The sequence below is a fragment of the Acinetobacter sp. CIP 64.7 genome (assembly GCF_000369745.1).
In the GTDB taxonomy this organism is placed as follows: domain Bacteria; phylum Pseudomonadota; class Gammaproteobacteria; order Pseudomonadales; family Moraxellaceae; genus Acinetobacter; species Acinetobacter fasciculus.
The window spans coordinates 113386-139146 of the sequence record NZ_KB850183.1 but is presented as its reverse complement, the minus strand read 5'-3'; the positions used below and the strand labels follow the sequence as shown (position 1 = coordinate 139146).

Annotated in this window: 20 protein-coding genes; 8 read left to right on the top strand and 12 right to left on the bottom strand. The window is 43.5% G+C overall.

Annotation, left to right across the window (positions count from 1 at the left end; all coding sequences use genetic code 11):
- Positions 1-9: 9 nt before the first annotated feature.
- The 5 genes from mnmE to rpmH all read right to left on the bottom strand — a co-directional run bounded on the left by mnmE (position 10) and on the right by rpmH (position 4116).
- On the bottom strand, positions 10-1368 hold the full coding sequence (mnmE, locus tag F890_RS17380; protein WP_004728985.1) for a tRNA uridine-5-carboxymethylaminomethyl(34) synthesis GTPase MnmE: 1359 nt from the start codon (positions 1366-1368) through the stop codon (positions 10-12).
- A 92-nt stretch (positions 1369-1460) separates the two neighbouring features.
- Positions 1461-3224: a membrane protein insertase YidC gene (yidC, locus tag F890_RS17375; protein ID WP_004728983.1), complete on the bottom strand. Its 1764-nt coding sequence runs from the start codon at positions 3222-3224 to the stop codon at positions 1461-1463.
- 5 nt (positions 3225-3229) lie between these two features.
- A complete protein-coding gene (gene yidD, locus F890_RS18415; RefSeq protein WP_004281931.1) occupies positions 3230-3550 on the bottom strand; it encodes a membrane protein insertion efficiency factor YidD in 321 nt (106 codons plus the stop codon).
- 9 nt (positions 3551-3559) lie between these two features.
- Positions 3560-3952, bottom strand: coding sequence for a ribonuclease P protein component (gene rnpA, locus F890_RS17370; RefSeq protein WP_004728981.1), 393 nt, complete (start codon positions 3950-3952; stop codon positions 3560-3562).
- Positions 3953-3981: 29 nt separating this feature from the next.
- A complete protein-coding gene (gene rpmH, locus F890_RS17365) occupies positions 3982-4116 on the bottom strand; it encodes a 50S ribosomal protein L34 (RefSeq protein WP_000831329.1) in 135 nt (44 codons plus the stop codon).
- Positions 4117-4776: 660 nt separating this feature from the next.
- Between rpmH and dnaA the strand changes: the two genes are divergently transcribed.
- The 4 genes from dnaA (at position 4777) to gyrB (ending at position 11047) form a co-directional block, all read left to right on the top strand.
- Positions 4777-6153: a chromosomal replication initiator protein DnaA gene (gene dnaA / locus F890_RS17360; RefSeq protein ID WP_004281934.1), complete on the top strand. Its 1377-nt coding sequence runs from the start codon at positions 4777-4779 to the stop codon at positions 6151-6153.
- A 109-nt stretch (positions 6154-6262) separates the two neighbouring features.
- Complete coding sequence (gene dnaN / locus F890_RS17355) at positions 6263-7411, top strand: DNA polymerase III subunit beta (RefSeq protein WP_004647129.1); 1149 nt, start codon at positions 6263-6265, stop codon at positions 7409-7411.
- A gap of 28 nt (positions 7412-7439) precedes the next feature.
- Positions 7440-8519, top strand: coding sequence for a DNA replication/repair protein RecF (gene recF, locus F890_RS17350; protein ID WP_004728979.1), 1080 nt, complete (start codon positions 7440-7442; stop codon positions 8517-8519).
- A 56-nt stretch (positions 8520-8575) separates the two neighbouring features.
- Positions 8576-11047: a DNA topoisomerase (ATP-hydrolyzing) subunit B gene (gene gyrB / locus F890_RS17345; RefSeq protein ID WP_005268233.1), complete on the top strand. Its 2472-nt coding sequence runs from the start codon at positions 8576-8578 to the stop codon at positions 11045-11047.
- 1195 nt (positions 11048-12242) lie between these two features.
- Here the strand turns inward: gyrB and F890_RS17340 are convergent.
- Positions 12243-13406 carry a zinc-dependent alcohol dehydrogenase gene (locus tag F890_RS17340; protein ID WP_004728975.1) on the bottom strand — a complete coding sequence of 388 codons (1164 nt, stop codon included), beginning with the start codon at positions 13404-13406 and terminating at the stop codon, positions 12243-12245.
- A gap of 341 nt (positions 13407-13747) precedes the next feature.
- On the bottom strand, positions 13748-15679 hold the full coding sequence (locus F890_RS17335; RefSeq protein ID WP_004728972.1) for an ATP-binding cassette domain-containing protein: 1932 nt from the start codon (positions 15677-15679) through the stop codon (positions 13748-13750).
- A 217-nt stretch (positions 15680-15896) separates the two neighbouring features.
- Between F890_RS17335 and F890_RS17330 the strand changes: the two genes are divergently transcribed.
- The 4 genes from F890_RS17330 to erpA all read left to right on the top strand — a co-directional run bounded on the left by F890_RS17330 (position 15897) and on the right by erpA (position 19825).
- Positions 15897-16901 carry a putative solute-binding protein gene (locus F890_RS17330; RefSeq protein ID WP_004728970.1) on the top strand — a complete coding sequence of 335 codons (1005 nt, stop codon included), beginning with the start codon at positions 15897-15899 and terminating at the stop codon, positions 16899-16901.
- A gap of 254 nt (positions 16902-17155) precedes the next feature.
- Positions 17156-18166 carry a putative solute-binding protein gene (locus F890_RS17325; RefSeq protein WP_005268232.1) on the top strand — a complete coding sequence of 337 codons (1011 nt, stop codon included), beginning with the start codon at positions 17156-17158 and terminating at the stop codon, positions 18164-18166.
- Between the two features lie 194 nt (positions 18167-18360).
- Positions 18361-19368 carry a putative solute-binding protein gene (locus F890_RS17320; protein WP_005104964.1) on the top strand — a complete coding sequence of 336 codons (1008 nt, stop codon included), beginning with the start codon at positions 18361-18363 and terminating at the stop codon, positions 19366-19368.
- A gap of 121 nt (positions 19369-19489) precedes the next feature.
- Positions 19490-19825, top strand: a complete 336-nt coding sequence (gene erpA, locus F890_RS17315; protein ID WP_004281944.1) for an iron-sulfur cluster insertion protein ErpA — start codon at positions 19490-19492, stop codon at positions 19823-19825.
- 56 nt (positions 19826-19881) lie between these two features.
- Here erpA and F890_RS17310 read toward each other — a convergent pair whose 3' ends face one another.
- From F890_RS17310 to grpE, 5 genes are all read right to left on the bottom strand, one after another.
- Positions 19882-20259: a hypothetical protein gene (locus F890_RS17310; protein ID WP_162924842.1), complete on the bottom strand. Its 378-nt coding sequence runs from the start codon at positions 20257-20259 to the stop codon at positions 19882-19884.
- A gap of 105 nt (positions 20260-20364) precedes the next feature.
- Positions 20365-21273, bottom strand: coding sequence for a matrixin family metalloprotease (locus F890_RS17305; protein WP_005268231.1), 909 nt, complete (start codon positions 21271-21273; stop codon positions 20365-20367).
- A 70-nt stretch (positions 21274-21343) separates the two neighbouring features.
- Entirely contained in the window at positions 21344-22174 is an 831-nt protein-coding gene (locus tag F890_RS17300; protein ID WP_005268230.1) for an OXA-134 family carbapenem-hydrolyzing class D beta-lactamase OXA-285, read from the bottom strand.
- 146 nt (positions 22175-22320) lie between these two features.
- A complete protein-coding gene (gene dnaK, locus F890_RS17295) occupies positions 22321-24261 on the bottom strand; it encodes a molecular chaperone DnaK (RefSeq protein WP_004281948.1) in 1941 nt (646 codons plus the stop codon).
- Positions 24262-24379: 118 nt separating this feature from the next.
- Positions 24380-24928, bottom strand: coding sequence for a nucleotide exchange factor GrpE (grpE, locus tag F890_RS17290; protein WP_004647116.1), 549 nt, complete (start codon positions 24926-24928; stop codon positions 24380-24382).
- Positions 24929-25761: the final 833 nt, after the last annotated feature.

The window sequence follows — 25761 nt, the reverse complement described above, 5'->3', positions numbered from 1 at the left end:
ATTAAATAATTATTTACCAATACAGAACGATCCGAATATCTTGCCCAGCAGGTCATCTGCACTGAAATCACCCGTGATTTCGCCCAAAGCATTTTGCGCCAGACGCAAGGACTCTGCCACCAGTTCACCGGCGTTATACACCACCAGTTGCTCACGCGCCTCAGCCAGATAGATCTGCGTGCGCTTCATTGCATCTAAATGACGGGTACGGGCAATAAAGGTGTCTTCCTCAGGCTGGAAGCCTGCATGCGCTGTAATCGCCTCTATGAGTGCTTGAACACCGGTTTCCTGCTTGGCAGAGACTGCAATATGCCTGAAACCATTTAAATCGCCAATCACAGCTTCAGCACCGGTCAGATCGCATTTATTGCCAATCAGCATTAAACGTTTCGGTTCAATATGTTCAGCAAAATATTCTTGGGCGAGTTGCAGCGGATCTTCGCCCTGGCTTAAGTCATAGACCAAGAGCAATAAATCGGCCTGTTCAATTTCTTTAATCGCGCGGCGGATCCCTTCTTTTTCCACGATATCGCCAGTTTCACGCAAGCCTGCGGTATCGGTGAGGGTAATCGGCAGACCATTTAAGGTGATTTTTTCATGCAAGACATCACGGGTGGTACCGGCAATATCGGTCACAATCGCGCGTTCAATTCCAGCCAATGCATTCAGTAAGGAGGATTTACCGGCATTCGGTTTACCCGCAATCACCACCTGTAAACCTTCACGTAACAACTGACCTTGACGTGCAGATTGCTGGACTTGAGTGACGGCACTGGATACGCCATCCAGCAGATTTAAAATCTTGCCATCCGCCAGAAAATCAATTTCTTCTTCCGGGAAATCAATCGCGGCTTCCACATGCAAACGCAGGTGAATCAGCTGCTCGAGGACTGCATTGACTTTGGTCGAAAATACCCCCTGCAAAGAACGCACGGCAGAACGGGCGGCTGCTTGCGAGGTTGCATCAATCAGGTCGGCAATCGCCTCAGCCTGCACCAGATCCAGCTTGCCATTTTCGAAAGCACGCATGGAGAATTCACCCGCTTTGGCTGCAGTGGCTCCCAGCTCCAGTAAACGGCCAAGCAGGGCATTCTGAATCACCGGACCGCCATGACCTTGTAGCTCCACCACATCTTCACCGGTAAATGAGTTTGGATTCGGGAAGCAGATGACCAGTCCTTCATCCATGACTTCGCCTGTCGCATCGTAGAACTGGCGAAAACCGGCAAAACGGGCCTGGGGGAGTTCTTTTTGTGTCAGGGCTTGAGCAATTTCATAGGATTTTGGGCCAGACAGGCGAATCACCCCAACGCCGCCACGTCCTGGTGGAGTTGCAATCGCAGCAATAGTTGTGGTTCGGTTGAGCATAAAATTCACCTGCAAGGACTCAAAAGTACAGCCAAAAAAAATCCGCCTAAGATTACCATCTTAAGCGGATTTATTCAGCCTATCCGTACAACTTAGTTGGCTGGAGTGGCCTCATCACGTTTGGCACGATCTTTGGCAACAGACTTGTTAATCAAAGTTTGTTGCAGAATCGTGATCAAGTTGTTGACGATCCAGTATAAAACCAAGCCTGCAGGGAAGAACAACAAGAATACCGTAAAGATAATCGGCATAAACTTGAAGACTTTCGCCTGCATTGGATCGGTCGGCTGCGGATTTAACGACTGCTGGATATACATGGTCAAGCCCATCAACAACGGCAGAATGAACCAAGGATCCATTGAAGACAAATCCTGAATCCACAGCATCCATGGCGCATGACGCAGTTCCACAGATTCCATCAATACCCAGTACAAGGCCAGGAAAATCGGCATTTGTAATAACAGCGGTAAACAGCCGGCAAGCGGATTGACCTGTTCACGTTTATACAATGCCATCATTTCTTGAGAGAAGCGCATGCGGTCTTCACCAAACTCTTCTTTCATGCGTTGCATTTCTGGCGCAATCACCCGCATTTTCGCCATCGAGCGATAGCTCTTCGACGACAATGGCCACAGGATCACTTTCACCAGGATGGTCAACAGAATAATTGCCCAACCCCAGTTACCCACCAGACCATGGAAGAATTCAAGACCCACGAACAGCAATTTCGCGATTGGCCATAACCAGCCATAATCAACGGTCTGGTTTAAACCTGCAGCCAAATCTTTCAGTTCTGACTGGATTTTTGGACCTGAATAGAAAGTCGCATCAATTTCAGCCACGGTACCTGCTGGTACATTAAACGTTGGTGAAGTAAAACCGATGATGTTCATGTTATCGGTTGATTTACGTGATTCAAGCTTGGCGCTATAAGCTTCGCCATTGCCTTGAGTCAACTTCAGCTGACCTGGAACCCATGCACTGACAAAGTAGTGCTGTACCATTGCCACCCAACCACCTGTCGCTTCAGTACTGACTTTTTCTTCAACAAAGTTGTCGAATTTAAGCTTGTTGTACTGCTCGTCCGGGGTACCCCATGCACCGCCGAGGAATGTTCCCAGCGTGAAGATCCCTTGATCGGACTTGCCTGGATCTTCCGAGTTATCGCGTTTGATCTGACCGAACATCTGACCTTGCCAGGTCTGGCCACTGCGGTTGACCACTTTGTGATTTACCACGACCGGATATTCACCTTCAGTGAAATTGAAGGTCTTGATAATCTCGATCCCGTCAGCGGTTTTAAACACCAGCGGTACAGACAATACTTTCAGGTTTTCACCGTCTTTGGATTTGACTGTTTTCGCATCTGCCAGGGTATAAGCAGTTTTTTCCAGCTCATACATTGGACGGCCGTTACGGCTGCTGTCCGGTCCATTCAGACCGATCAGGCCAGACTGGGCGACATAAGTACGTTTCGCATCGCTTTCCAGCATGACGAACGGTTCATCGCTGTCTTTGTTCTTGTCATGATTGAGTAATTCAATACGAACAATATCACCACCCTTAGGATTAATCCAAAGATGATAAAGGTCAGTTTGTACTGAAATAAGCTGCTGACTTACAGGTGCTGTGGCATCCGTGGCTTGCTGTGCTGGCACATTTGCTTGTGGCAGATCAGAGGCAACTGTAGCCGTCTGACCATTTGGCAAATCTGCAGATACGTCATGCGAAACAACAGCAGTTTCCTGCTGCGGTTTTGTTTCAGCATTTCCATAATCTTTTTGCCACGCCAAAATGAGCAAATATGCGACAACAAACATGGCTCCGAGAATTGCAATCCTGGCCCATTGTTGCATATGTATTACCCCAAGTGGTGAGAGTGATTTTGGTTCAATAAACGATCACGAAAGGGTACAGCAACGTGAAGCGTTTGAGAATCTATTTGCTGAAATGAAATAAAACGAATCGCTTTTGAGGGAACAGGATCATATCCCGAGCCCCCCCACGGATGACAACGGCAAATACGTTTAGTAGCCAGCCACACTCCACGCCCAGCGCCATGCATCTGGACTGCTTCCAAGGAATATTGAGAACAAGTTGGAATATAACGACAGCGCGGTCCAAGAAGAGGACTAATCGCAATCTGATAGAAACGGATCAACCAATGCAGTAAACGTACCATTGGCCAACTCTACTTTTGTGGGGAGGGGGCTATTTTTGAATGCTTTTTGGCAAGACGGTTCAGTTTCTGCCAGGCAAATTGTAATTGCTGGTGCAATTCTGCATTAGGCACTGCTTCAACACCCATTTTTGGCATGATTACAATGTCTAAGTCATCTAATTGCTGTTGATGCAGGCGAAAACTTTCGCGAGCAAGTCGTTTTACTCGATTTCTTTCGTGTGCACGTCGCACTTTCTTCTTGGCAACAACTAAACCCAAACGGCTATTTGGCAGTTCGGAATGTTTTGCAAGAAATAAGAAATGGGGTTGATGCACTTTAAAAAGCGCACCATCAAAGACACCTTTATAATCGGCAGCACAGCGTAATCGGAACTCTGTGCCAAAACTATAAAGTTTTGTCATAACACCCAAAATCGTCTTAGCGTAACTGATTAAACAGTTAAGCTATGACGACCTTTTGCACGACGGCGAGCTAATACTTGACGACCAGCTTTAGTAGCCATACGAGCACGGAAACCATGAACACGCTTACGCTTTAATTCAGACGGTTGGAATGTACGTTTCATATTGAAACTCCAAAAAATGATCTTTCTGTGAAGGTCCGCGATTTTAGTGCTCATTGCTTGAGCTGTCAATGCAAAAGCGGTTTTCTTTTCAAATAAGATCAAAAAAGATAAAGACCCTGGTTTTTCAAAGAACTGAATAAAAAATAGTTCAATTCAAGTTAATCACAAATTAAGTTATTGTTATATAAATATATATAAGTTATAAACAACTCTATCAACAAAGTTATCCACATGTTATCCAGAGTTTAAATTTAACTTACGGTTTTGAATTTAAATTTGAAGTTTTTTGAGTTATCCACAAAAACTAGTGATCTTATAAATAAATTCAAATTTATAAATTTAAATTTATTACTATTAGGGAGCACTTTTTCTATGGATAAGCCACTTTTTATTTAATTAAACATAAACTTATATTGTGGATAAAACTGTTTCTATTAATTTTATACTTTGTGGATAACTTTATGATATATTTTATCCACAGCTTGCGGATAAACTTATCCACACTGGGTTTTAAATTTAAATTCATACATGTTGATTTCTTTTTGCACAGTTTTTGTGGAAATTGCCATGACAGATGTGGATAACTTGGTTAGAATGGCGACCCGCTTTTGGTCGCGGTCATCTTTTTTGAATGAACAATGGAATGAATAGGGGATTCACATGCTTTGGACGGACTGCTTAAATCGCCTGCGACAAGAGCTCTCTGGAAATGTCTTTACAATGTGGATTCGCCCATTGGTTGCAGAAGAGCTGGAAGACAGCTTGCGTTTGTATGCACCTAATCCTTACTGGACGCGTTACATTCAGGAACATCATCTGGAACTGATTACGATTCTGGCAGAACAGTTGTCTGAAGGACGGGTACGCAAGGTCGAGATTTTGGTCGATTCACGTCCAGGGGCGATTTTATCTGCCAGTGAACAACCGGCGACCACGACTGCGGCATTGACCTCGACACCGATGCCAGTGCCGAAGCCGAAGAAAGAAAAAGAAGACAGCGGCAAAAATAGCCGTAGACGTCAGTTGAATCCATTGTTTACCTTCTCGCTGTTTGTGGAAGGCCGATCGAACCAGATGGCAGCAGAAACCTGTCGCAAGGTACTGACCCAGCTGGGGGCTTCACAGCACAACCCGTTATTTTTATATGGTCCGACCGGTCTGGGTAAAACCCACTTGATGCAGGCGGTCGGCAATGCGCTGTTGCAGGCCAAGCCGAATGCACGCGTCATGTACATGACCGCAGAAAGTTTTGTACAGGACTTTGTCAGCTCGTTGCAGCAGGGTAAAGTCGAAGAGTTTAAGAAAAACTGCCGTTCTCTGGATTTATTACTGGTCGATGATATTCACTTGCTGGCCGGTAAAGAGGCCAGTCTGGTCGAATTTTTCTACACCTTTAACGCACTTTTGGATGAATCCAAGCAAATTATTTTGACTTCGGATCGTTATCCTAAAGAGCTGACAGAGCTGGATCCACGTCTGGTTTCACGTTTTTCTTGGGGCTTGTCGGTCGGGGTTGAACCGCCAGATATTGAAACCCGAATTGAAATTCTGCTGAAAAAAGCAGAAAGCAACCAGGTCGATTTACCACGTAACTGTGCGCTGTTTATTGCCCAGCAGGTGGTGGCTAACGTGCGTGAGCTGGAAGGTGCGCTGAACAAAGTGGTGGCGATTTCACGTTTTAAAGGTACGCCAATTGATCTGGATGTGGTGCGTGAATCTTTAAAAGATGTGCTGGCAATTCGTGCCCGTACCATCAGTACTGAAAATATTCAGCGTGTGGTGAGTGAGTATTTCCGGATTCCACTGAAAGAACTGGTCGGTCCAAAACGTACCCGGATTTATGCCCGCCCACGTCAGCTGGCGATGGGGCTGGCACGTGAATTAACCGGCGACAGTTTTCCGGAAATTGGCATGGCTTTTGGCGGCCGTGATCACAGTACCGTGATGCATGCCTGCGAGAAAGTACAAAGCCTGCGTGAAGAAGATCCGATCTTTAACGAAGACTATAAAAACCTGCAGCGTCTGTTGCAAAGTTGACCTAAATCGCTCAAATTCTATTCTTGCTATGCGGCTGCTTTTGCCGCATAGTAAACCGTCAAAAAAATCACTTTTTCTATATTAATCTTCAGCTTTAGAGGAATGCACTGTGCGTTTAAAAATCGCGAAAGAAAGCTTACTGAATGTTCTCTCACATGTCGTAGGAGCGGTTGAACGTCGCCATACCTTGAATATCCTGTCTAACCTGAAAATTCAGGTGACTACGCAAGCATTGACCGTGACCGGTTCCGACCTGGAAGTCGAACTGGTGGCGAGTACAGCACTGGCTGAAGGTGCATGTCTGCAGGAAGGCGAGACCACAGTTCCTGCACGTAAGCTGATTGATATCTGTAAGTCACTTCCTTCAGCGGCATTGGTGGATTTGCATATTACTGAAGATCAGCGCTGCATCCTTAAATCAGGCAACAGTCGTTTTGTACTGGGTACCTTGCCTGCTGATGATTATCCATTACTGAACACTGAAAACACCCAAGGCACGCAAGTGACGGTGACACAGCGTGAACTTAAACGCCTGTTCGAAAAAACCGCCTTTGCCATGGCAGTTCAGGATGTGCGTTTTTACCTGACCGGTACTTTGCTGGAAATTGATGCCAATCAGCTACGTGCTGTGACCACCGATGGCCACCGCCTAGCACTGTGTGAAACAGCAGCACAATCCACTGCAGCACAGCCGATTCAGGCAATTGTGCCACGTAAGGCCGTTGCAGAATTACAGCGCCTGCTCAGCGTTGAAGATGAGCAATTATCTCTATTGATTGGTCGTGAACTGCTCAATGTGACCATCAATATGCCAAGCCGTGACAAGGAACAGGCGAACATTACCGTGCGTTTCACTACCAAGCTGATTGATGGTAAGTTCCCGGACTACCGCCGTGTGATTCCACGTGGGGGCGACAAAGTCGTGATGATCGCACATGACGTGTTCAAGCAGTCTTTGCAGCGTGTGGCGATTTTAAGTAATGAAAAACTTCGCGGTGTGTTTCTGAACTTCAATGCTGATTCTTTGCAACTTCGTGCCAATAACCCGGAGCAGGATGAAGCGATTGAAGACCTGGCGATTCAATATGCCGATTCACCGCTAGAAATGTCCTTCAATGCGCAGTATCTGATTGAAGTCCTCGGTGTGCTGGATGGCGATGATGTGTCAATGACTATGACTGAAGCGAATCAGTCTGTCTTAGTACAAGACCCGGCGCATACTGATCAGACTTATGTCGTCATGCCGATGCGTGTTTAAGCCGCGGCTTCTGATATTCATATAAGACATGCATATTACGCGTTTACATATTGAGCGTGTGCGGAATTTAAAGACGGTTGCTCTCCACGGATTGCAGCCGTTTAATGTTTTTTATGGGCAAAATGGTTCAGGTAAAACCTCGATTTTAGAGGCGATTCATTTACTGGCTGCCGGTCGTTCCTTCCGTACTCATATTCCTAAAAATTATATCCAGCATGGCGCGCAGGATGCGATTGTATTTGCACAGTCTGCGACTGAAAAAATTGGCATGCAAAAAATGGCCAGCGGGGAGCAACTGATCAAGGTCAATGGTGATCTGGTCGCAACCCAGGGACAGCTGGCCAAACTGTTGCCCTTGCAGCTGATTGATCCGCAAAGCACCGATATTATCGATCATGGTGCTAAACCACGACGCCAACTCCTTGACTGGTTAATGTTCCACGTGGAACCAGAGTTTTATCATGCCTGGCAATATTATTCTCGTGCGCTGAAACAGCGAAATAGTTTGCTCAAAAGCAAACGCTTTCTCAGTCTGTCAGATCTGGAACCGTGGAACCAGATGCTCAGTGAATATGGTGAAATTTTACATTCGCAACGTGTCGGGATCGTGGAACAATGGAAGCCCTTTTTTGAAGATGACCTGAAACAGTTATTACCTGATTTGCAAGTCAGTCTGGAATACAGTCCGGGCTTTCACAGTGAAACTGGCCTGCTGAATGATCTGACCAACCAGCATGAAAAAGACTGTGAGCGACGCTATACCGAATATGGTCCACATCGCGCGGATTTGCGTTTAAAGACCCCGATGGGGGATGCCGACGTGATCCTGTCGCGGGGTCAGAAAAAGCTGCTGATGATCGCACTAAAACTGTCGCAAATCGCAATGCTCCATTCTTGTAATAAGGAAACTGTGGTATTATTAGATGATGTGACAGCAGAATTAGATTTAACCGCACAACAACGTTTAATTGAGCGATTGAGCCAACTTGGTAGTCAAGTTTTTATTACCACCTTAGACCATGAATCAGTACAAAAGCACTTACATGATTTGTCTATCTCATATCAGTTATTCAGTGTTGAAAACGGTACAGTTCAAGTTGTGCAATAATATTTTTTGAGTTTTACCCATCTTTGGATAGACCTATTTTTCACTAGGGAGAAACCATGAGTTCAGAAGATCAAGCTGCTTCTCAAACAGAACAAACCATTGAAAAGGCTTATGATTCCTCTAGCATCAAGGTATTACGTGGTTTAGACGCAGTACGTAAGCGTCCGGGCATGTACATTGGTGACACAGACGATGGTACAGGCCTGCACCACATGGTGTTTGAAGTAGTCGATAACTCGATTGATGAAGCCTTGGCAGGCCACTGTGATGAAATTATAGTGACGATCCATGAAGATGAATCGGTTTCAGTATCTGATAATGGTCGTGGTATTCCGACCGACATTCACCCTGAAGAAGGCGTGTCTGCAGCAGAAGTAATTTTAACCATTCTGCATGCCGGTGGTAAGTTCGACGACAACAGTTATAAAGTCTCTGGCGGTCTGCATGGCGTTGGTGTTTCGGTGGTCAATGCGCTGTCTGAAAAACTGCTATTAAATATTAGCCGTGCGGGCAAAACTTATGAACAGGAATACCGTCATGGTGATCCTGTTTATAAATTACGTGAAACAGGTACAACTGATAAATCGGGTACAACAGTACGTTTCTACCCAAGTGCTGAAACCTTTAGTCAAACCATTTTCAATGTTGATATTTTAGCGCGTCGTTTACGTGAATTGTCATTCTTAAACGCGGGTGTACGTATTGTCCTGCGTGATGAACGCGTCAATCTTGAGAATGTCTATGACTACGAAGGTGGTTTATCTGAGTTCGTTAAATATATTAACGAAGGCAAAACGCACCTGAATGATATCTTCCACTTCACTGCTGCACAGGCCGACAACGGTATTACGGTAGAAGTCGCATTACAATGGAATGATTCTTATCAGGAAAATGTGCGTTGCTTTACCAATAACATCCCGCAAAAGGATGGTGGTACGCATTTGGCCGGCTTCCGCGCTGCGTTGACCCGTGGTTTAAATAACTACATGGACAGCGAAAATATCCTGAAAAAGGAAAAAGTTGCGGTATCGGGTGATGATGCACGTGAAGGCTTGACTGCCATTGTGTCAGTCAAGGTGCCTGATCCAAAATTCTCTTCACAGACCAAAGAAAAACTGGTGTCGAGTGAAGTAAAAACGGCTGTCGAACAGGCCATGAATAAGGCATTTTCTGAATATTTATTGGAAAATCCACAAGCAGCCAAAGCGATTGCTGGCAAGATCATTGATGCAGCACGTGCGCGTGATGCAGCGCGTAAAGCACGTGAAATGACACGTCGTAAGAGTGCGCTGGATATTGCCGGTCTTCCAGGTAAACTGGCCGATTGTCAGGAAAAAGATCCAGCATTGTCTGAGCTATACTTGGTCGAGGGTGATTCTGCAGGTGGTTCGGCAAAGCAAGGTCGTAACCGTAAAATGCAGGCGATTTTACCGCTGAAAGGTAAGATCCTGAACGTGGAACGTGCCCGTTTTGACCGCATGATTTCCTCTGCTGAAGTCGGTACGCTGATTACCGCATTGGGCTGTGGTATTGGTCGTGAAGAATATAATCCGGACAAACTGCGTTATCACAAAATCATTATCATGACCGATGCTGACGTGGATGGTTCGCATATCCGTACCTTACTGTTGACGTTCTTCTTCCGTCAAATGCCGGAACTTGTGGAACGTGGTCATATTTATATCGCACAGCCACCATTATATAAGCTGAAAAAAGGTAAGCAGGAACAGTACATCAAGGACAATGATGCACTGGAGACTTACCTAATTTCGAATGCGATTGATGAGCTGGAACTGCATATCAGTGCAGAAGCGCCTGCGATTCGTGGTGAAGCACTGGCGAATGTGATTGCTGATTATCAGACTTCCCAGAAGAGCTTGGCACGTTTGACCCAACGTTATCCTGCGAGTCTGCTTGATGCCCTACTGTCACTGGAAGGCTTTAAGCTGGATCAGCTGGAAGACAAAAACTATGTGGAAACATGGGGTGAGAATCTACGTGTAGCGATTGAAGCCATTCAGCCTACATTACGTCCAGAATTAACCCTAGAACGTTTTGAAAAAGAACTGGCAGATGGTCAAAAAACTACAAGCTGGTTGCCACGTATCACGATCTATGTACATAACTTGCCACATAGCTACCTGTTAGACTCAGTACTGTTAGGTTCAAGTGAATATGCACGTTTATTAAAGAACTCGAAGAGTTGGTTTAGCCTGCTTGAAGAGGGTGCATATTTACAAAAAGGCGACCGCAAGATTCAGGTTAGCAATTTCCATCAGGTTTGGCAGCATATCTTGCAGGACTCACGTCGTGGCATGATGATCCAGCGCTATAAAGGTCTGGGTGAGATGAATGCGGAACAGTTGTGGGAAACCACCATGGATCCAGACAACCGTAACATGCTGCAAGTGACAGTTACCGATGCGATTGAAGCGGATCGTATGTTCTCTTGCTTGATGGGCGATGACGTAGAACCACGTCGTGCTTTCATTGAAGAAAATGCCTTGAATGCAGATATTGATGCATAACCCTTCAGGATAAAATCAGATATAAAAAAGCGCCTTTCGAGGCGCTTTTTTTAGACCAATTTTTTACTCATATCCTGTGAGCTAGGCAAAATAAAGTAATTTTGGACCGATTTTTAGATATGGAACGGGTTCATTTAGGTTTTAAAAAGCCAAGTTGAGTAAGCCAAATCGACTCTAAGAAAGGGTTTATGTATAGAGATTACCAACTCGGGAGAATACCTGAAATCTGGAGTGAATCTATCGTTATAAAAATGATCTGCATCAGAACTTCTAAAATAATTTTTGAATAGGAAAGTGAGGTAGAAAGACGTTCTTTATACGATGAGAAGTTTGCATGCAGTTCACGACACTAGGTGAAAACTGGATCAGTCAAAGTGGTATTTAAAGATGCGTGTAATAAAAACAGATCGAATACTTTAGGTGGATTCGACTAAAAAATAATAAATCGCCTATTCAGAAGATCCAATATCTCAAAAATAAATAAAAAGCTGCTAAAACTAAATTTTAAATTTTAAATTTTCAATTTTCAATAGCTTATAAGAAACTTGGTCTAATACGCTAAATAATACGTGAATAATATTGCTTCAAGCATCTAGAAAGCCTGATCAGAGATGTGGATAACTCTAAAGTTATCCATAATTTTTATGTGAATAAGATAGTATTTTTCCGCAAGCTTTAATCCACGTATTAATTCTTTATTTTAAATTCAAATTTGAAATCGATTATCTTGTGGATAAGTGTTTTTAAATTTAAAATAGCATTTTAAATTTAAAGCTAGATTTGGCGATATATTGCTAGTATGACCAGACTATTCCTTGGATTGGCTTTAAAATAAAAAATTATTATAAATTAAATACTTGTAAATATAGTGTAGTTTCTCTAATCATTACCGTGGAACATATTGTTAACTAAAAACTCAAGATGCAGCTAAACTACATAATTGATTTAATAATCAAGTGAACTTTCATTTTTATTTAAAATCATACTTTTATCGATTTTTGCTTAACTTTTTTATTTCTCATTTTTGAGTTATTTCTTGATTTCATTATTGAAAATCGGGCATTTCTTTTATTACTCGATAGAAAAGAGGGAGGGAATCGCTGAAATGATATTGATTAGGAACAAGAAAAAGAGGATTGATAAAATGACGATGAAAAATAAAAAAGCGCCTGACGGCGCTTTTTTTTAATCATATTTATGGTGTTAGAATGACTTTACGACAGTCTTCTTCCTTTTTATCAAAAATACGGTAACCTTCCGCAGCATCTTCCAGTTTCATGCGATGGGTAATAATCAGATCTGGAGACAGATCTCCATTTTCAATATGTTCTAGCAACTGCGGCAAGTAATTATGCACATGGGTTTGTCCCATTTTAAAGGTCAAACCTTTGTCAAAGGCATCACCAAACAAGAAGCCATGAATTGGACCGGCATAAACTCCAGGTACACTCACCACACCGCCGCGACGGACCGCTGCAATACATTGTCTTAGCGCTGAACCACTCGAACCTTCTAATTTCAGGTTGGTCATTACGGTTTCCAGCATGCTACCTTTGGCTTCAAAACCGACCGCATCAATGACGGCATCGACTCCACGATAACCCGTGGTATTTTGAATGATAAATTCAGCGGCATCGACTTCATCAAAATTGACGGGAATTACCCCATAGGTTTGATGCGCGAAACGCAAACGGTAAGGGTGGTGATCGACCATAAATATCTGCTCGGCACCGAGCATCCGCGCGCAGGCAGCAGCCAGCAGACCGACCGGGCCAGCACCATAAATCGCCACACTGGAACCTCGACCGACTTGGGCATTATTCACTGCTTGCCACGCAGTTGGCAGAATATCGGTCAGGAATAATACTTTTTCATCAGGCAGGGAACCCGGCACTTTAAATGGTCCGACATTGCCCTTGGGAATCCGCACATATTCGGCCTGACCACCTGGTATACCACCATACAGATGGCTAAAGCCAAATAAAGCTGCGCCGGGTGGAATCTGTTTTTTATTCAGGATCGCACCACGACCGCTATTGGTATTTTCACAGGCAGCCATCAGTTCATGTTCACAGAAAAAACAGTGACCGCATGCAATCACAAAGGGAATAATCACCCGGTCACCTTTTTTGACTTCGGTTACTTCTGGGCCGACTTCTTCTACAATTCCCATAAATTCATGGCCGAAAATATCACCGTCTTCAGTGGCCGGAATTTTCCCCCGGTATAAATGCAGATCTGAGCCACAGATGGCGGTGGCTGTCACCCTTAAAATAACGTCATCTGGTTCCTGAATCACTGGATCTGGAACGGATTCAACTCGTACATCTCGAGCACCATGATAGGTAAGAGCACGCATGCGGATTTCCTCTCTCTAGTTCAACATTAAACAGACTCGTAGCAAGGCTGCCAAAAATTAATTAACACTTGTATTAGAGCCTTAGGATGAAACAGTACGCTGTAAATTAATGTATGAAAAACGCCACACGAATGTTTAAAAAATAAACTTATATAGGGTTTGTGTAATTCATGACCTTATGTGTCGAATGAATAGAAAAGAACAGAATTAAAGAAACATCTAGACGTAGATGAAAAAATACAGAGGGGAAAATGGAAGAGAAAACATTAAAAATAGTGAATAAAAAAGAGATGAACAACGTTGGTCATTCATCTCTTATCTTAAATCTTACTAAAAGAGCTTTAGAACGTCTGTTCCAGACTTTCCAGTTCCATCATCAGTTCTAGCATTTGCTCTTCGGCTGTTTCCAGTTTGGCTTTTAGCTCGGTTTGCTCATTCATCAGTTTCAGCAAATCATTTTTACGTGATGCTTCGTATAAAGTACTGTCACCCAGCAGGTTTTCAATTTCAATCAGTCGCGGCTGTAGTTTGGCCATCTGTGCTTCGCATTTTTCAATATTCTTGCGAATCGGACGACTTAGTTCCCGCTGGCGAGCAGCTTCCTTACGTTGTGCTTCCTTGTCCAGTTTGGAAATAGTCGGTTTGACTTCGACTTGGGATTTCACCGGTTCTGCTGGCTTTTGCCCATTTTTAATCATCTCAATACGGGCTTGGCGTAACCAGTCAGCATAGGCAGTAAGATCACCATCAAACTCACGGCATTGACCATTATGTACCAGTAGCAGTTCATCACAGACGCTGGCGATGAGCTGACGTTCATGCGAAACTAGAACTACCGCGCCCTGAAAATCTTGTAAAGCCATAGTCAGTGCATGACGCATATCCAGGTCTAAATGGTTGGTCGGCTCATCCAGAATCAGTACATTCGGACGCTGCCAAACAATCAGTGCTAGGGCCAAACGTGCACGTTCACCGCCTGAGAAGCTTTCACTTGGCGTATCCATACGTTCGCCACTAAAACCGAAACTACCCAAGAAGGAGCGTAGACTGGCTTCACTGATTTTTTTATCTGCGATACGTGCCAGCTGTAACATTGGGCTGGCATTACCATCCAGTGCATCCATTTGATGCTGGGCAAAATAACCAATATTCAATAGTTCTGAATCTTTACGCAGACCTTGAATCAGTTTCAGGTCACCGACCAGCGATTTAATCAGTGTGGATTTACCAGCACCATTCATCCCGAGTAAACCGATCCGGCTGTTTGGCGTGATCTGTAAATTTACATTGGTCACAATCAGCTTGTCGCCATAACCAATATCGGCATGTTCCAGTTGCAATAACGGTGAACTCATTTTGGTCGGTTCACGGAAACTGAAAGTAAATGGTGTATCGACATGCGCAGCAGACAGTTCCTGCATGCGTTCCAGCTGTTTAATCCGGCTTTGAGCCTGTTTGGCTTTGGTCGCTTGCGCTTTAAAACGGTCAATATATTTTTGCAGATGCGCGCGGGTTTCCAGCTGCTTTTCATACGCCTGTTGCTGCTGCGCCAGACGTTCACTGCGGGTACGCTCGAAAGTCGAGTAGTTGCCGGTATATAAAGTCAGTTCCTGATTTTCGATATGTAAAATATGATCGGTGATCGCATCGAGGAAGTCTCGGTCATGTGAAATCAGCACCAGCGTACCTTCATAAGCCTTGAGCCAGTCTTCGAGCCAGAGAATCGCATCCAAGTCCAGATGGTTGGTCGGTTCATCGAGGAGCAGTAAGTCTGAGCGGCTCATCAGGGTACGTGCCAGATTCAGACGCATACGCCAGCCACCGGAAAAACTTGAAACATCCAGTTGTGATTGATGTTCAAAGAAGCCCAGACCCGCCATCAATTGCGAGGCTTTGGCAGGAGCTGAATAACCTGAAATTTCATCAAAACGGCCATATAAATGCCCTAGTTCTGCATCATCCAGTTGATCTGGCTGCTCAAGTTTCTGCTGAATCTCCCAGTATTCTTCATCACCTGATAATACGAAATCAATGGCTTTCATATTCAGCGCTTTAATTTCCTGAGCCATATGCGCCACGGTCCACACCGCAGGACGGGTCAATGAACCCGTATCTGACTCCATGCCGCCCAGCAAGGCTGAAAACAGGGTTGATTTCCCGGCACCATTGACACCGGTTAGGCCAATTTTCCATCCTGGGTGTAACTGCATCGACGCTTTTTGAAATAAAACACGTCCACCGCGACGTATAGATAACTGGTCTAACTGAATCATTGAGAAATCAAAGCTAAGAAATAAGATGCGCCTATTCTAAAGGAAAGCCCTGTGAAAATGAAAAATCTTACCGGTTTTGCTGAAATGATTGTGCTTTTCATCTCTGTCAATTCATCTGGGATAGACGCATAAGTTGAGTAAAAGCTCTATTTTATGCATGAACAGTGGTTTATAGTTCAGGCTGATGGAGCAAAAAATATCATAGAGTCAAATAAAAATGAAAAAGGGATGTTTAATTTTATCGGCACTGGGCATTTTGGTGTCGACTTCAACTCAAGCCAGAGTGAATGTCTGTGTTTTTGATTTACTGGGGAAATCTGGTGAGTCTTACAAACTGCTGGAGGAATGGGCGCTGGCAGCAAAAGGCTGGGGTGCCGAAATTCAGCTAAGCGCTTATCAGGATGAAGCCAAGGTCGATCAGGACGTCAAAGCCGGAAAATGTGATGCCTTCTATATGACCTCAATGCGTGCCCGGGCTTATAACAAATTTGCTGGATCGATTGATGCAATTGGCGGCGTGCCGAATAATGACATTGCCATGAAAGCCATCAGCTATGTACTGGATAAACGCAATAGCAAACGCCTGATCACCCAGATTGGCAAAGAAAAATTCGAAGTGGCGGGTATTGGTCAGATTGGCCCAGCCTATATTTTTGTTCGTGATCGTACTCTAAATAAACTGGAACAGGTCAAAGGCAAGAAATTTGCCGTGCTGCATTATGACTATGCGCAAAAAATCATGGTCGACCGGATTGAAGCAGTACCGGTCATGTCGGAAATTTCCAATTTTATTCGCAAGTTTAATCAGGGCGAAGTGGATATTGTCGCTGCACCGGCTTATGTATTTAAACCGCTGGAATTACAGAAAGGACTAGGCCGTCAAGGCGCAATGATTAATTTTCCGGTGATTAATGTCACTGCTGATCTGATTATTCGTCAGGAAAAGTTTCCGGCAAGCTTTGCCGCACAATCCCGAAACTGGTTTGTGAAACAGTTACCGCGCAGCTTTGCCATGGTCAAGCGCATGGAAGCTGAGATTCCAAGCAAATATATTCTGAATCTAAGCCGTGAAGATCGTGTGGCCTACCAAAAGATTCTGCGTGATGGGCGGATCGATTTAACCAAACAGGGGATTTATGATCAGGGCATGATGAACGTATTGAAACGCGCGCGTTGTACGGTAGAAAGAACCAATTTTGAATGTTCGATTGGTGGCGAATAAATCTGAAATCATGTATATCTTTGTAACTATATCTGGGTAAATGTAATTATAAGAAAGCAGTTTTAAATATTAAGATATTGATATTTAAATATATATTTAAAAATAACTTAGGCAACTATTGCTGATTTATCTTTATAGGCCAAAATGCCGGTTTTAAATGGAGTAAATGCTCTATTTTTTTTAATTAAACTTGCTTAATATTTGTCCCGTGTACGGACACTCAGCGAATAACAAGATTTCAAAGGATAACTACAATGAAAAAAACACTCTTATCATTGGCTGCATTCTCTGCATTTGGTTTTGCAAGTGCGGCGCATGCAGAAAAAGTCGATATCTGTGTGTTTGACTTACTGGGTAAATCCGGTGAGTCTTTCCAGATGGCACAAGAATGGGCACTGGCTGCAAAAGGCTGGGGCGCAGAAATTAATCTGATTGCCCGTCAGGATGAAGCGGTTGCCGACAATGACTTCAAGGCCGGTAAATGTGATGGCGTGTTTATGACCGCCATGCGTGCCCGTCAATACAATAAATTTGCCGGTTCTATTGATGCACTGGGTGGTGCACCAAGTAATGCTATTGCCCAGCGTGCGATCAGTTTTGCTCTCGACAAACGTAATGCAGGCAAAATGGTGACCAATATGGGCGGCAAAAAATATGAAATTGCCGGTATTTCTCCGCTGGGTTCGGCATTTATTTTTGTTCGTGACAAAAATATCAATTCGATTGAAAAGGCTGCAGGTAAAAAATTCGCAGTACTCGGCTATGACGATGCCCAGAAAATCATGGTACAGCGCGTCGGTGCACAGGCCGTCATTTCCGATGTGTCCAACTTTGTGGCCAAATTTAACAATGGTCAGGTGGATATGGTGGGTGCGCCTGCCTATGCCTACAAGCCATTAGAAATCTATAAAGGTCTGGGTAATAACGGCGCGATGTTTAATTTCCCGGTGCTGCATGTGACGTCTGATTTTGTGATTCGTCCAGAAAAATTCCCCGCAGGTTTTGGACAGAAATCGCGTGACTGGTTTATCAAAAACCTGCCAAAGAGCATGGCCATGATCAAACGTCTGGAAGCCGGTATTCCGTCGAAATATAAAATGAACCTGAACGTTGAAGATAAAACCAAGTATCAGAAAATGTTACGTGATGGCCGGATGGACATGACCAAACGTGGAATCTATGATGCCAGCATGATGTCAGTATTAAAACGTGCCCGTTGTTCTGTCGATAAGGCCAACTTTGAATGTTCAATGGCTGGCGAATAATCTGATTTTTAAAGCAAAAAGCTTAGAGTGATCTAGGCTTTTTTTATGGCTGAACCAGGTCAGATCTGCCATTGTGCAGCAAATAAAATAGCTTAAGCTTAATCTAAATATTAAATTCGAATGTTTCATATAAAAAACAATCACATGTGACTAAAACTTCAATAACAAAAACAAGCGATAAGGAAATGAAGATGATGCATAGAGGATGGAAAGTACTGGCATTGGCTACAGCGACACTGGCTGTTTCAGGTCTGGCGCAAGCCAAACAGGTGATTTGCGTATTTGATCTGGTCGGTAAAAACGGTGATGTCTATAGTGTGATGAAAGACTATCAGTTGGCGGCCAAAAACTGGGGGGCAGATGTCGAATTGCGGGTGAATACTAATGAAGCCGTGGTCGCAGAAGATTTTAAAGCCGGGAAATGTGACGGCATTAGTGTGACTGGAATGCGTGGCCGTCAATTTAACAAGTTTACCGGTTCTCTGGATGCAATCGGGGCTATCACCGATCTGAATCTGGCGGTTAAAGTCATGCAGGGCCTGGCCAGTCCCACCTTCGCCAAACAAATGCTGCAAGGTAAATATGAAATTGTTGGAGTGATTCCGGTAGGTGATGCTTTTCTGTTAGTGAACGACCGCAGTATCAATACTGTTGCCAAAGCAGCCGGTAAAAAAATTGCGGTACTAAGCCATGACGAAGCACAAAAAATCATGGTACAGCAGGTTGGTGCACAAGCAGTGAGTGCCGAAATCAGCAATTTTGCCAGTATGTTTAACAATGGTCAGGTGGATATTATCGGTGCACCAGCTGCAGCATTTAAGCCTTTAGAATTACATAAAGGGTTGGGTAGTAAAGGTGCGATTGTGAATTATCCGGTATTGCAGGTTACAGGTAATATTATTATCCGTCCTGATAAATTCCCGGCAGGATACGGACAAAAATCACGTGAATGGGTCAAGAGCCAGTTACCACGTGCCTTTGGTATTTTGGGTAAAATGAAAGCGGATATTCCTTCGAAATACTGGATGGATATTCCTGCGGCAGATAAACCAGGTTATCAGAAAATGATGCGGGATTCCCGAATTGACCTGACCAAACGCGGCGTTTATGACAAACGCATGATGAAATTGCTGTGGCAATTCCGTTGCAAACAGAATCCGACAAATTTTGAATGTGCCTTACAGGATGAGAACTACAAATAATCCTGATAAAATTACTCTGATTTGACTTTTAATCTGTAGAGACTGACCATATATTGAGTGTGCTATACTTAAATATGGTCTTTTCTTTTTAAAGACATTCCATTCAACAGAGGAATCCGCCATGAATGCCCAAGCGCTTGTGCTCACCGACAATGCCGCAAATAAAGTACGCCAGTTGCGTGACAGTGAAGGTAACCAAGACTTAATGCTCCGTGTCTATGTGACCGGTGGCGGCTGTTCAGGTTTCTCTTATGGCTTTAACTTTGCGGAAAGCCAGAATGAAGATGATGCAGAATTTGCCAATGGCGATGTTAAAGTCCTGGTCGATTCATTGAGTTATCAATATCTGGTCGGTTCAGTTGTCGATTATTTAGAAGGTCTAGAAGGTTCACGTTTCGTGGTACAAAACCCGAATGCGACCACGACCTGTGGTTGTGGATCTTCATTCTCGATCTAAATCCATGCACAAAAAAAGTCCTCTCAATGAGGACTTTTTTTATATCTGGAGAAAGTTTAGCTATCCAGTTTTACCGCTTCAAGCAGGTCAAAGATCACGCTGGTGACATCCTGACTCAACTCGCGGTTATTAAAAATTTCATAGGCGCTAATGGTAATGTCGGTATCGCTTGGCAACAGACGCTGTTCTTCTTCGATCAGGTCATTGATCGGCAATAAGGTCTGTTTGATTTCCAGATGTAGAATATCTTTATATTCCAGATTTTCATCGTCGAGTTCAATCAGTTGTTCATTGAAATAAGGCAGCAAAATCGAATGAAGATAGGGTTGGATGTCCTCGATATCAAAGATCTCGATATCACGGGTTTCATCAATCGTACTAATGTGGTCATTTACTTCAATTAAAATATGGTAGTAACTCACACGAATCTCCAAAGATGGCCTAAACAATGTAGTCAATCACAATAACATGAAATCAGAATAGAGTGTTTTTTATAATACTTATACACTTAAATTAATTAAGGAATTCAAGCTGATCATTTAACGGTTATAAAGCAAGGTCTTGTCTGCAGGTCGCAGCTGGAAGTGTTGCAGATTCTGTTTACCCAGTACCGGATACATCAGTGCTTCCGGGTCAGTATGGTGATACAGACCCAAGGCATGTCCGAGTTCATGTGCCAGAGTCAGGCGGAGATCATCTTCTGCATCAAATTGATAGACATGAATTTGATTGCCCATAAACACACCTTTATGAAATTCGCGGGCAGGGAAACGCTGTTGGGCTTGAATGATATTCTGCTGATGGTTTTGCAGACCATGTTGATGCATGGAAACATTCATATTAAAGGAATTTTGCTGTTCCTGCAGGTACTGAAGTTCCCGTTGAAAACTTTCCGATTTACGCTGTAAAGCCAAGACTTCATATTCAATCTGCTCACGCTCATAAGCAGATAAATTCGGCTGACGGCGTCGTTGCTGTAAGGCCTGAAATTCACTATTGATCTGATCTCTTTGCTGGATCAGGCGTTGCTGCTGACTTTCCAGGTGCTGATGGGATGTTTCCAGGTTTTTGACCTGACGTTGATACTTGGCGTCATCTGCCAGCAACTGTTTTTCGACTTTCTTTAAGGCATCATAGTCTTGCTGGCGTTGATCATAGATCAAGTGAATACTCAGTCTGGCATTTTCATCATAGACCATCAAATCATCACGATTTGTTCCCTGATGCCAGATTTCAATCGCTTCCTTGCTCAGTTGAATGACCTGATCTTTACTCAGTCCAAAACCTGAATCGACCTGATCAATCCGGAAACGTAAACGGGTATCGAAAGGATGCGTCAAATGATCAGCCAGCGAGTTATAGCGCAGTTGAGGATGGGTTTTGGCCTGCATATGCAGATAGGCAGACATGATCAATCCCACTACGAGCAGACAGAGCAGAAGACGCATATTTTTTATTTAAATGTCTATTTTTTAAAAATATAGCTTAATTTTAATGCCTTTCCCATGCTTATTTGCATCATCCTTCAGCTTTTGGATAAAGCCCTAATTCGGCCAAAGCCTGCTGCAAAATTTCAAGGCGGATCGCCGGATCCATACCATTTTGCATCTGCATATTCAGTGAAAATGACACGATCTCGGCTTGCGGTGTTTCAACCCAGCCGGTAAGCCAGCCGACTTGAGGTTGTACATCCATGCCCCAACCGGATTTGGCATATAGGCGATAAGCTTGCCGTTCCTGTAAAAGTAACATGGCTTTAACTTGCTGCTGGACTTGAGGATCAAAGGCTAGTTGCTCTCGGGCTAGAGCAGAGACAAATTCGACTTCCTGTTTTGGAGTGATTTTCAAAGGGCCTACCAACCAGAAGTTATCGACCTGCTGACCAATCTGCTGATTACCAAATTGGATGCGTTGTACTTCCTGCTGCATTAATTCCAAACCAATATGACGTGCCAGTTCCTGATAGACGGGTACAGCAGAAGCTTGCATGGCTTCGCCGAGCGTCATGTCTTTTTCCCAGGCTGCAAAACTGCGTTTCTTGCCATCCCATTTAAAAATCTCATTGGTTGTGGCTTTACCATGTTGTAGACCAATCAGGGCATTGAGCATTTTGAAAGTAGAGGCTGGAACATATTCGGTACCTGCACGGCTTAAATCATTGCCATAGACCTGTACTTTTTGACCACGCTGAATCACTAAAACGCCAGAACTTTGCGCCTGATCAAATAATTGGGCAATGGCTTGAGTCGATTGAGTTGAAGTGATCTGAGAAGGGAAAGATGAAACAGGTGAGGTACACGCTGTCAGGCCCAAGCAACTCAGTAAAGGTAGCAAAATCAGAATTTTCATGGGTTCAGGGTATTTTAATGTTTGATTTAACTTAAACAGCTTTTTCTGAAAATACGATCAAATTTTGGTCATTTTTCTTCTATTCTTTTAATTAGAGACATAAAAAAACCGCGCTTTCGCGCGGTTTTTTCAGTTAAAGCGACAAATTATTTTTTGTCATCTTTCACTTCAGTGAACTCGGCATCTACAACACCGTCGTCCGCTTTTTGAGATTGACCTTCGCCACCTTGGAATGCGTTTGGATCAAAACCTTGCGCACCGCCTTGGCCTTGAGCTGCTTCATATGCACGTTGTGTAATTGGCATGATGATGTTTTGCAGCGCTTCAGTTTTCGCTTTGATGTCTTCAACGTCATTTTCTTTGGTTGAAGCTTCAAGCTCAGAAACCGCAGTTTCGATTGCAGTTTTTTCGTCTGCAGTCACTTGTTCACCAAGATCTTTCACTGCTTTTTGTGAAGAAGCAACTAAAGCATCCGCTTCGTTACGTGCTTTTGCAAGCTCTTCAAATTTACGGTCTTCTTCAGCATTCGCTTCAGCATCTTTAATCATTGCTTCGATTTCAGCATCAGACAAACCTGAGTTTGCTTTAATCTGGATCGATTGCTCTTTACCAGTACTCTTGTCTTTTGCAGATACTTTCAAGATACCGTCAGCATTGATGTCGAAAGATACTTCAATTTGTGGCACACCACGTGGCGCAGGTGGAATGTCACCTAACTGGAAGTTACCCAACAGTTTGTTTTGCTGCGCCATTTTGCGTTCACCTTGGTAAACCGAAATGTCTACAGCAGGCTGGTTGTCCGCAGCAGTTGAGAACACTTGAGATTTCTTCGCAGGAATCGTGGTGTTTTTCTCGATGATTGCAGTCAATACGCCGCCCATGGTTTCAATACCAAGTGTCAGCGGAGTTACGTCAAGTAAAAGTACGTCAGTTTTGTCACCTGAAAGTACCGCACCTTGAATCGCAGCACCCATGGCTACTGCTTCGTCAGGGTTTACGTCTTTACGTGGCTCTTTACCGAAGAATTCTTGAACCTTCTGTTGAACCATTGGCATACGAGACTGACCACCTACCAGGATCACGTCAGAGATGTCAGAAGTCGAAAGACCTGCATCTTTAAGCGCAATACGGCAAGGCTCAATCGTACGAGCAACCAGGTCAGCAACTAAACCTTCAAGTTTTGCACGTGTTACGTTGATCACTAAGTGTTTAGGACCAGTCGCATCAGCAGTGATGTATGGAAGGTTGATTTCAGTTGCATTTGAAGAAGAAAGCTCGATTTTTGCTTTCTCCGCAGCTTCTTTTAAACGCTGAAGTGCAAGTGGATCTTGTTTCAGGTTAAAGTTTTGTTCTTTCTTGAACTCTTCAACCAGGAACTCGATTAACGCGTTATCGAAGTCTTCACCACCTAGGAATGTATCACCGTTAGTCGACAATACTTCAATTTGCTGGTCGCCATCAAGGTCCGCAATTTCAATGATTGAAACGTCGAAAGTACCACCACCCAAGTCATAAACCGCGATTTTACGATCGCCTTCTTTCTTGTCCATACCAAACGCAAGTGCCGCAGCAGTTGGCTCGTTGATGATACGTTTAACTTCTAAACCTGCAATTTTACCTGCATCTTTAGTTGCTTGACGCTGTGCATCGTTGAAGTAAGCAGGAACAGTAATAACAGCTTCAGTTACGGTTTCGCCCAGGTAATCTTCAGCAGTTTTCTTCATCTTTTTCAAGATTTCAGCAGAAACCTGTTGTGGCGCCAATTTTTTGTCGTTGACATCAACCCAAGCATCACCGTTGTCAGCTTTGATGATTTTGTAAGGAACCAGACCGATATCTTTTTGTACCGCTTGGTCTTCATAACGACGACCGATCAAACGTTTGATCGCGAACAATGTATTTTTCGGATTCGTTACTGCTTGACGCTTTGCAGATTGACCTACCAGAATTTCGCCATCTTTATAGGCAATAATAGATGGAGTGGTACGCGCGCCTTCAGCGTTTTCGATTACTTTAACTTTGTCGCCTTCAAGTACTGCAACACATGAGTTTGTAGTACCTAAGTCAATACCAATGATTTTAGCCATTTGGATGTTTCCTCTAAAATTTTTTTGTGATTTACACTTGTTATCCGATATGAGAGCCGTTCGATTTTTTTCAAGTAAAATTTTTGAAAAATTTCACAAACTCCCGAATTTATTTGGCTTAAGCGCCGACCATCACCATGGCAGGACGCAATAAGCGACTGTTAAGCGTGTAGCCTTTTTGCAAAACAGTCCCAATTTCATTTGCTTTGGCATTTGGATCAATCCCGACTGCCTGGTGCAGGTCAGCATTGAAACCGTTGTTGGTGTCTACTGCCACAACCCCAAATTTCTCCAAGGTATGCAATAAAGATTTAAGCGTCAGTTCAACGCCTTCACGCAATGGTGTTTGCTCTTCACCTGCAGCCACAATGGCACGCTCCAGATTGTCGACTGTTTCTAGAAGCTCTTTAGAGAACTTTTCCAGAACCGTATCTTTATGCTTTTCAGATTCACGCTGAATACGTTCAACACTCTTTTGTGCTTCATAGACTGCATTGGCGGTACGGGCTTTTTCTAACTTCAAGTCACCTTCAAGCTGCGCAATCTGCTCTTGTAAAGACTCAACGGAAACTTCAGCCTGCTCGGTTTCAGCTTGAGTTTGCGCTGTATCTTGTTCCGCTTGCTCTTGCTCAAGTTGTTGAGCTTGCTCGTTTTGCTCAGTCGCCATTGATTTACTCCGTTTAAATGGGTTCTTAAACATGTACAGTCCTTAGGCCTCAGTGTTCACTGCGTTTATGCTGAACTGCCATGGTTGTGAAGTTCTTGATTACCTAAAGAAATCGGGGCAGGGTGTAAAAATTCAAGCGTCGACCCAGATTAAATTTAAGATTTATGCAAAATACTGAATCCAGCGGACAGCAGAACAAGCTATTCAGAACACAACAACAGGATGGGATGAGAATAAAATACACGGGTATAAGCAGCCATGAATCCGGATTTTGAGCTAAATAGATTTAATTCGCGACTAAATCCAAGATTTAATTATTTGAAAATAAATATAAAAAATTAATAATCGTATTTTTGAATCAAATTAATAATTTTAATCCGTTTTAAGTATGGGTAAAAAAATTGCATTATATTTCTATTAACAGCGACCTTGTTCAGAGGAGAGAGCCGAACCGGGTTGCTGTTGCCCTATTTTAAAGTTGCTTTTTTCAAGCTGAGTATCCCCAAAACTCAGCTTTTTTTTGCCTGTTTATTTATTAGACATAAAAACGATTAATATCTAAGCAATAAAGTCTTTCACAATAGATGAACTTTTAGTTAATATTTATTCCAGATTCTATCGCTGTAGTTTCTTCTTATTTTGAAATGTGTTTTCGTGGCTTATCCTGTTCTCTAGATAAGCCTTTTTTTTGCCTAGAATTTACCGATTTTGAATTTGTTGGAATCAGTTGTCTCTATTTTAGCGTTATGTAAGATAAAACTTACAGCTTGGATAGTGAATCTCGGCTTCATCAGAGCCAGTTGATCCGATAGGATAATTTATGTAGAGAACAG

Coding starts and splice junctions, on each gene's coding strand:
- mnmE (WP_004728985.1), bottom strand. CDS start 1,368: ATGCTCAACCGAACCACAACTATTGCTGCGATTGCAACTCCACCAGGA.
- yidC (WP_004728983.1), bottom strand. CDS start 3,224: ATGCAACAATGGGCCAGGATTGCAATTCTCGGAGCCATGTTTGTTGTC.
- yidD (WP_004281931.1), bottom strand. CDS start 3,550: ATGGTACGTTTACTGCATTGGTTGATCCGTTTCTATCAGATTGCGATT.
- rnpA (WP_004728981.1), bottom strand. CDS start 3,952: ATGACAAAACTTTATAGTTTTGGCACAGAGTTCCGATTACGCTGTGCT.
- rpmH (WP_000831329.1), bottom strand. CDS start 4,116: ATGAAACGTACATTCCAACCGTCTGAATTAAAGCGTAAGCGTGTTCAT.
- dnaA (WP_004281934.1), top strand. CDS start 4,777: ATGCTTTGGACGGACTGCTTAAATCGCCTGCGACAAGAGCTCTCTGGA.
- recF (WP_004728979.1), top strand. CDS start 7,440: ATGCATATTACGCGTTTACATATTGAGCGTGTGCGGAATTTAAAGACG.
- gyrB (WP_005268233.1), top strand. CDS start 8,576: ATGAGTTCAGAAGATCAAGCTGCTTCTCAAACAGAACAAACCATTGAA.
- F890_RS17340 (WP_004728975.1), bottom strand. CDS start 13,406: ATGCGTGCTCTTACCTATCATGGTGCTCGAGATGTACGAGTTGAATCC.
- F890_RS17335 (WP_004728972.1), bottom strand. CDS start 15,679: ATGATTCAGTTAGACCAGTTATCTATACGTCGCGGTGGACGTGTTTTA.
- F890_RS17330 (WP_004728970.1), top strand. CDS start 15,897: ATGAAAAAGGGATGTTTAATTTTATCGGCACTGGGCATTTTGGTGTCG.
- F890_RS17325 (WP_005268232.1), top strand. CDS start 17,156: ATGAAAAAAACACTCTTATCATTGGCTGCATTCTCTGCATTTGGTTTT.
- F890_RS17320 (WP_005104964.1), top strand. CDS start 18,361: ATGCATAGAGGATGGAAAGTACTGGCATTGGCTACAGCGACACTGGCT.
- erpA (WP_004281944.1), top strand. CDS start 19,490: ATGAATGCCCAAGCGCTTGTGCTCACCGACAATGCCGCAAATAAAGTA.
- F890_RS17305 (WP_005268231.1), bottom strand. CDS start 21,273: ATGCGTCTTCTGCTCTGTCTGCTCGTAGTGGGATTGATCATGTCTGCC.
- F890_RS17300 (WP_005268230.1), bottom strand. CDS start 22,174: ATGAAAATTCTGATTTTGCTACCTTTACTGAGTTGCTTGGGCCTGACA.
- dnaK (WP_004281948.1), bottom strand. CDS start 24,261: ATGGCTAAAATCATTGGTATTGACTTAGGTACTACAAACTCATGTGTT.
- grpE (WP_004647116.1), bottom strand. CDS start 24,928: ATGGCGACTGAGCAAAACGAGCAAGCTCAACAACTTGAGCAAGAGCAA.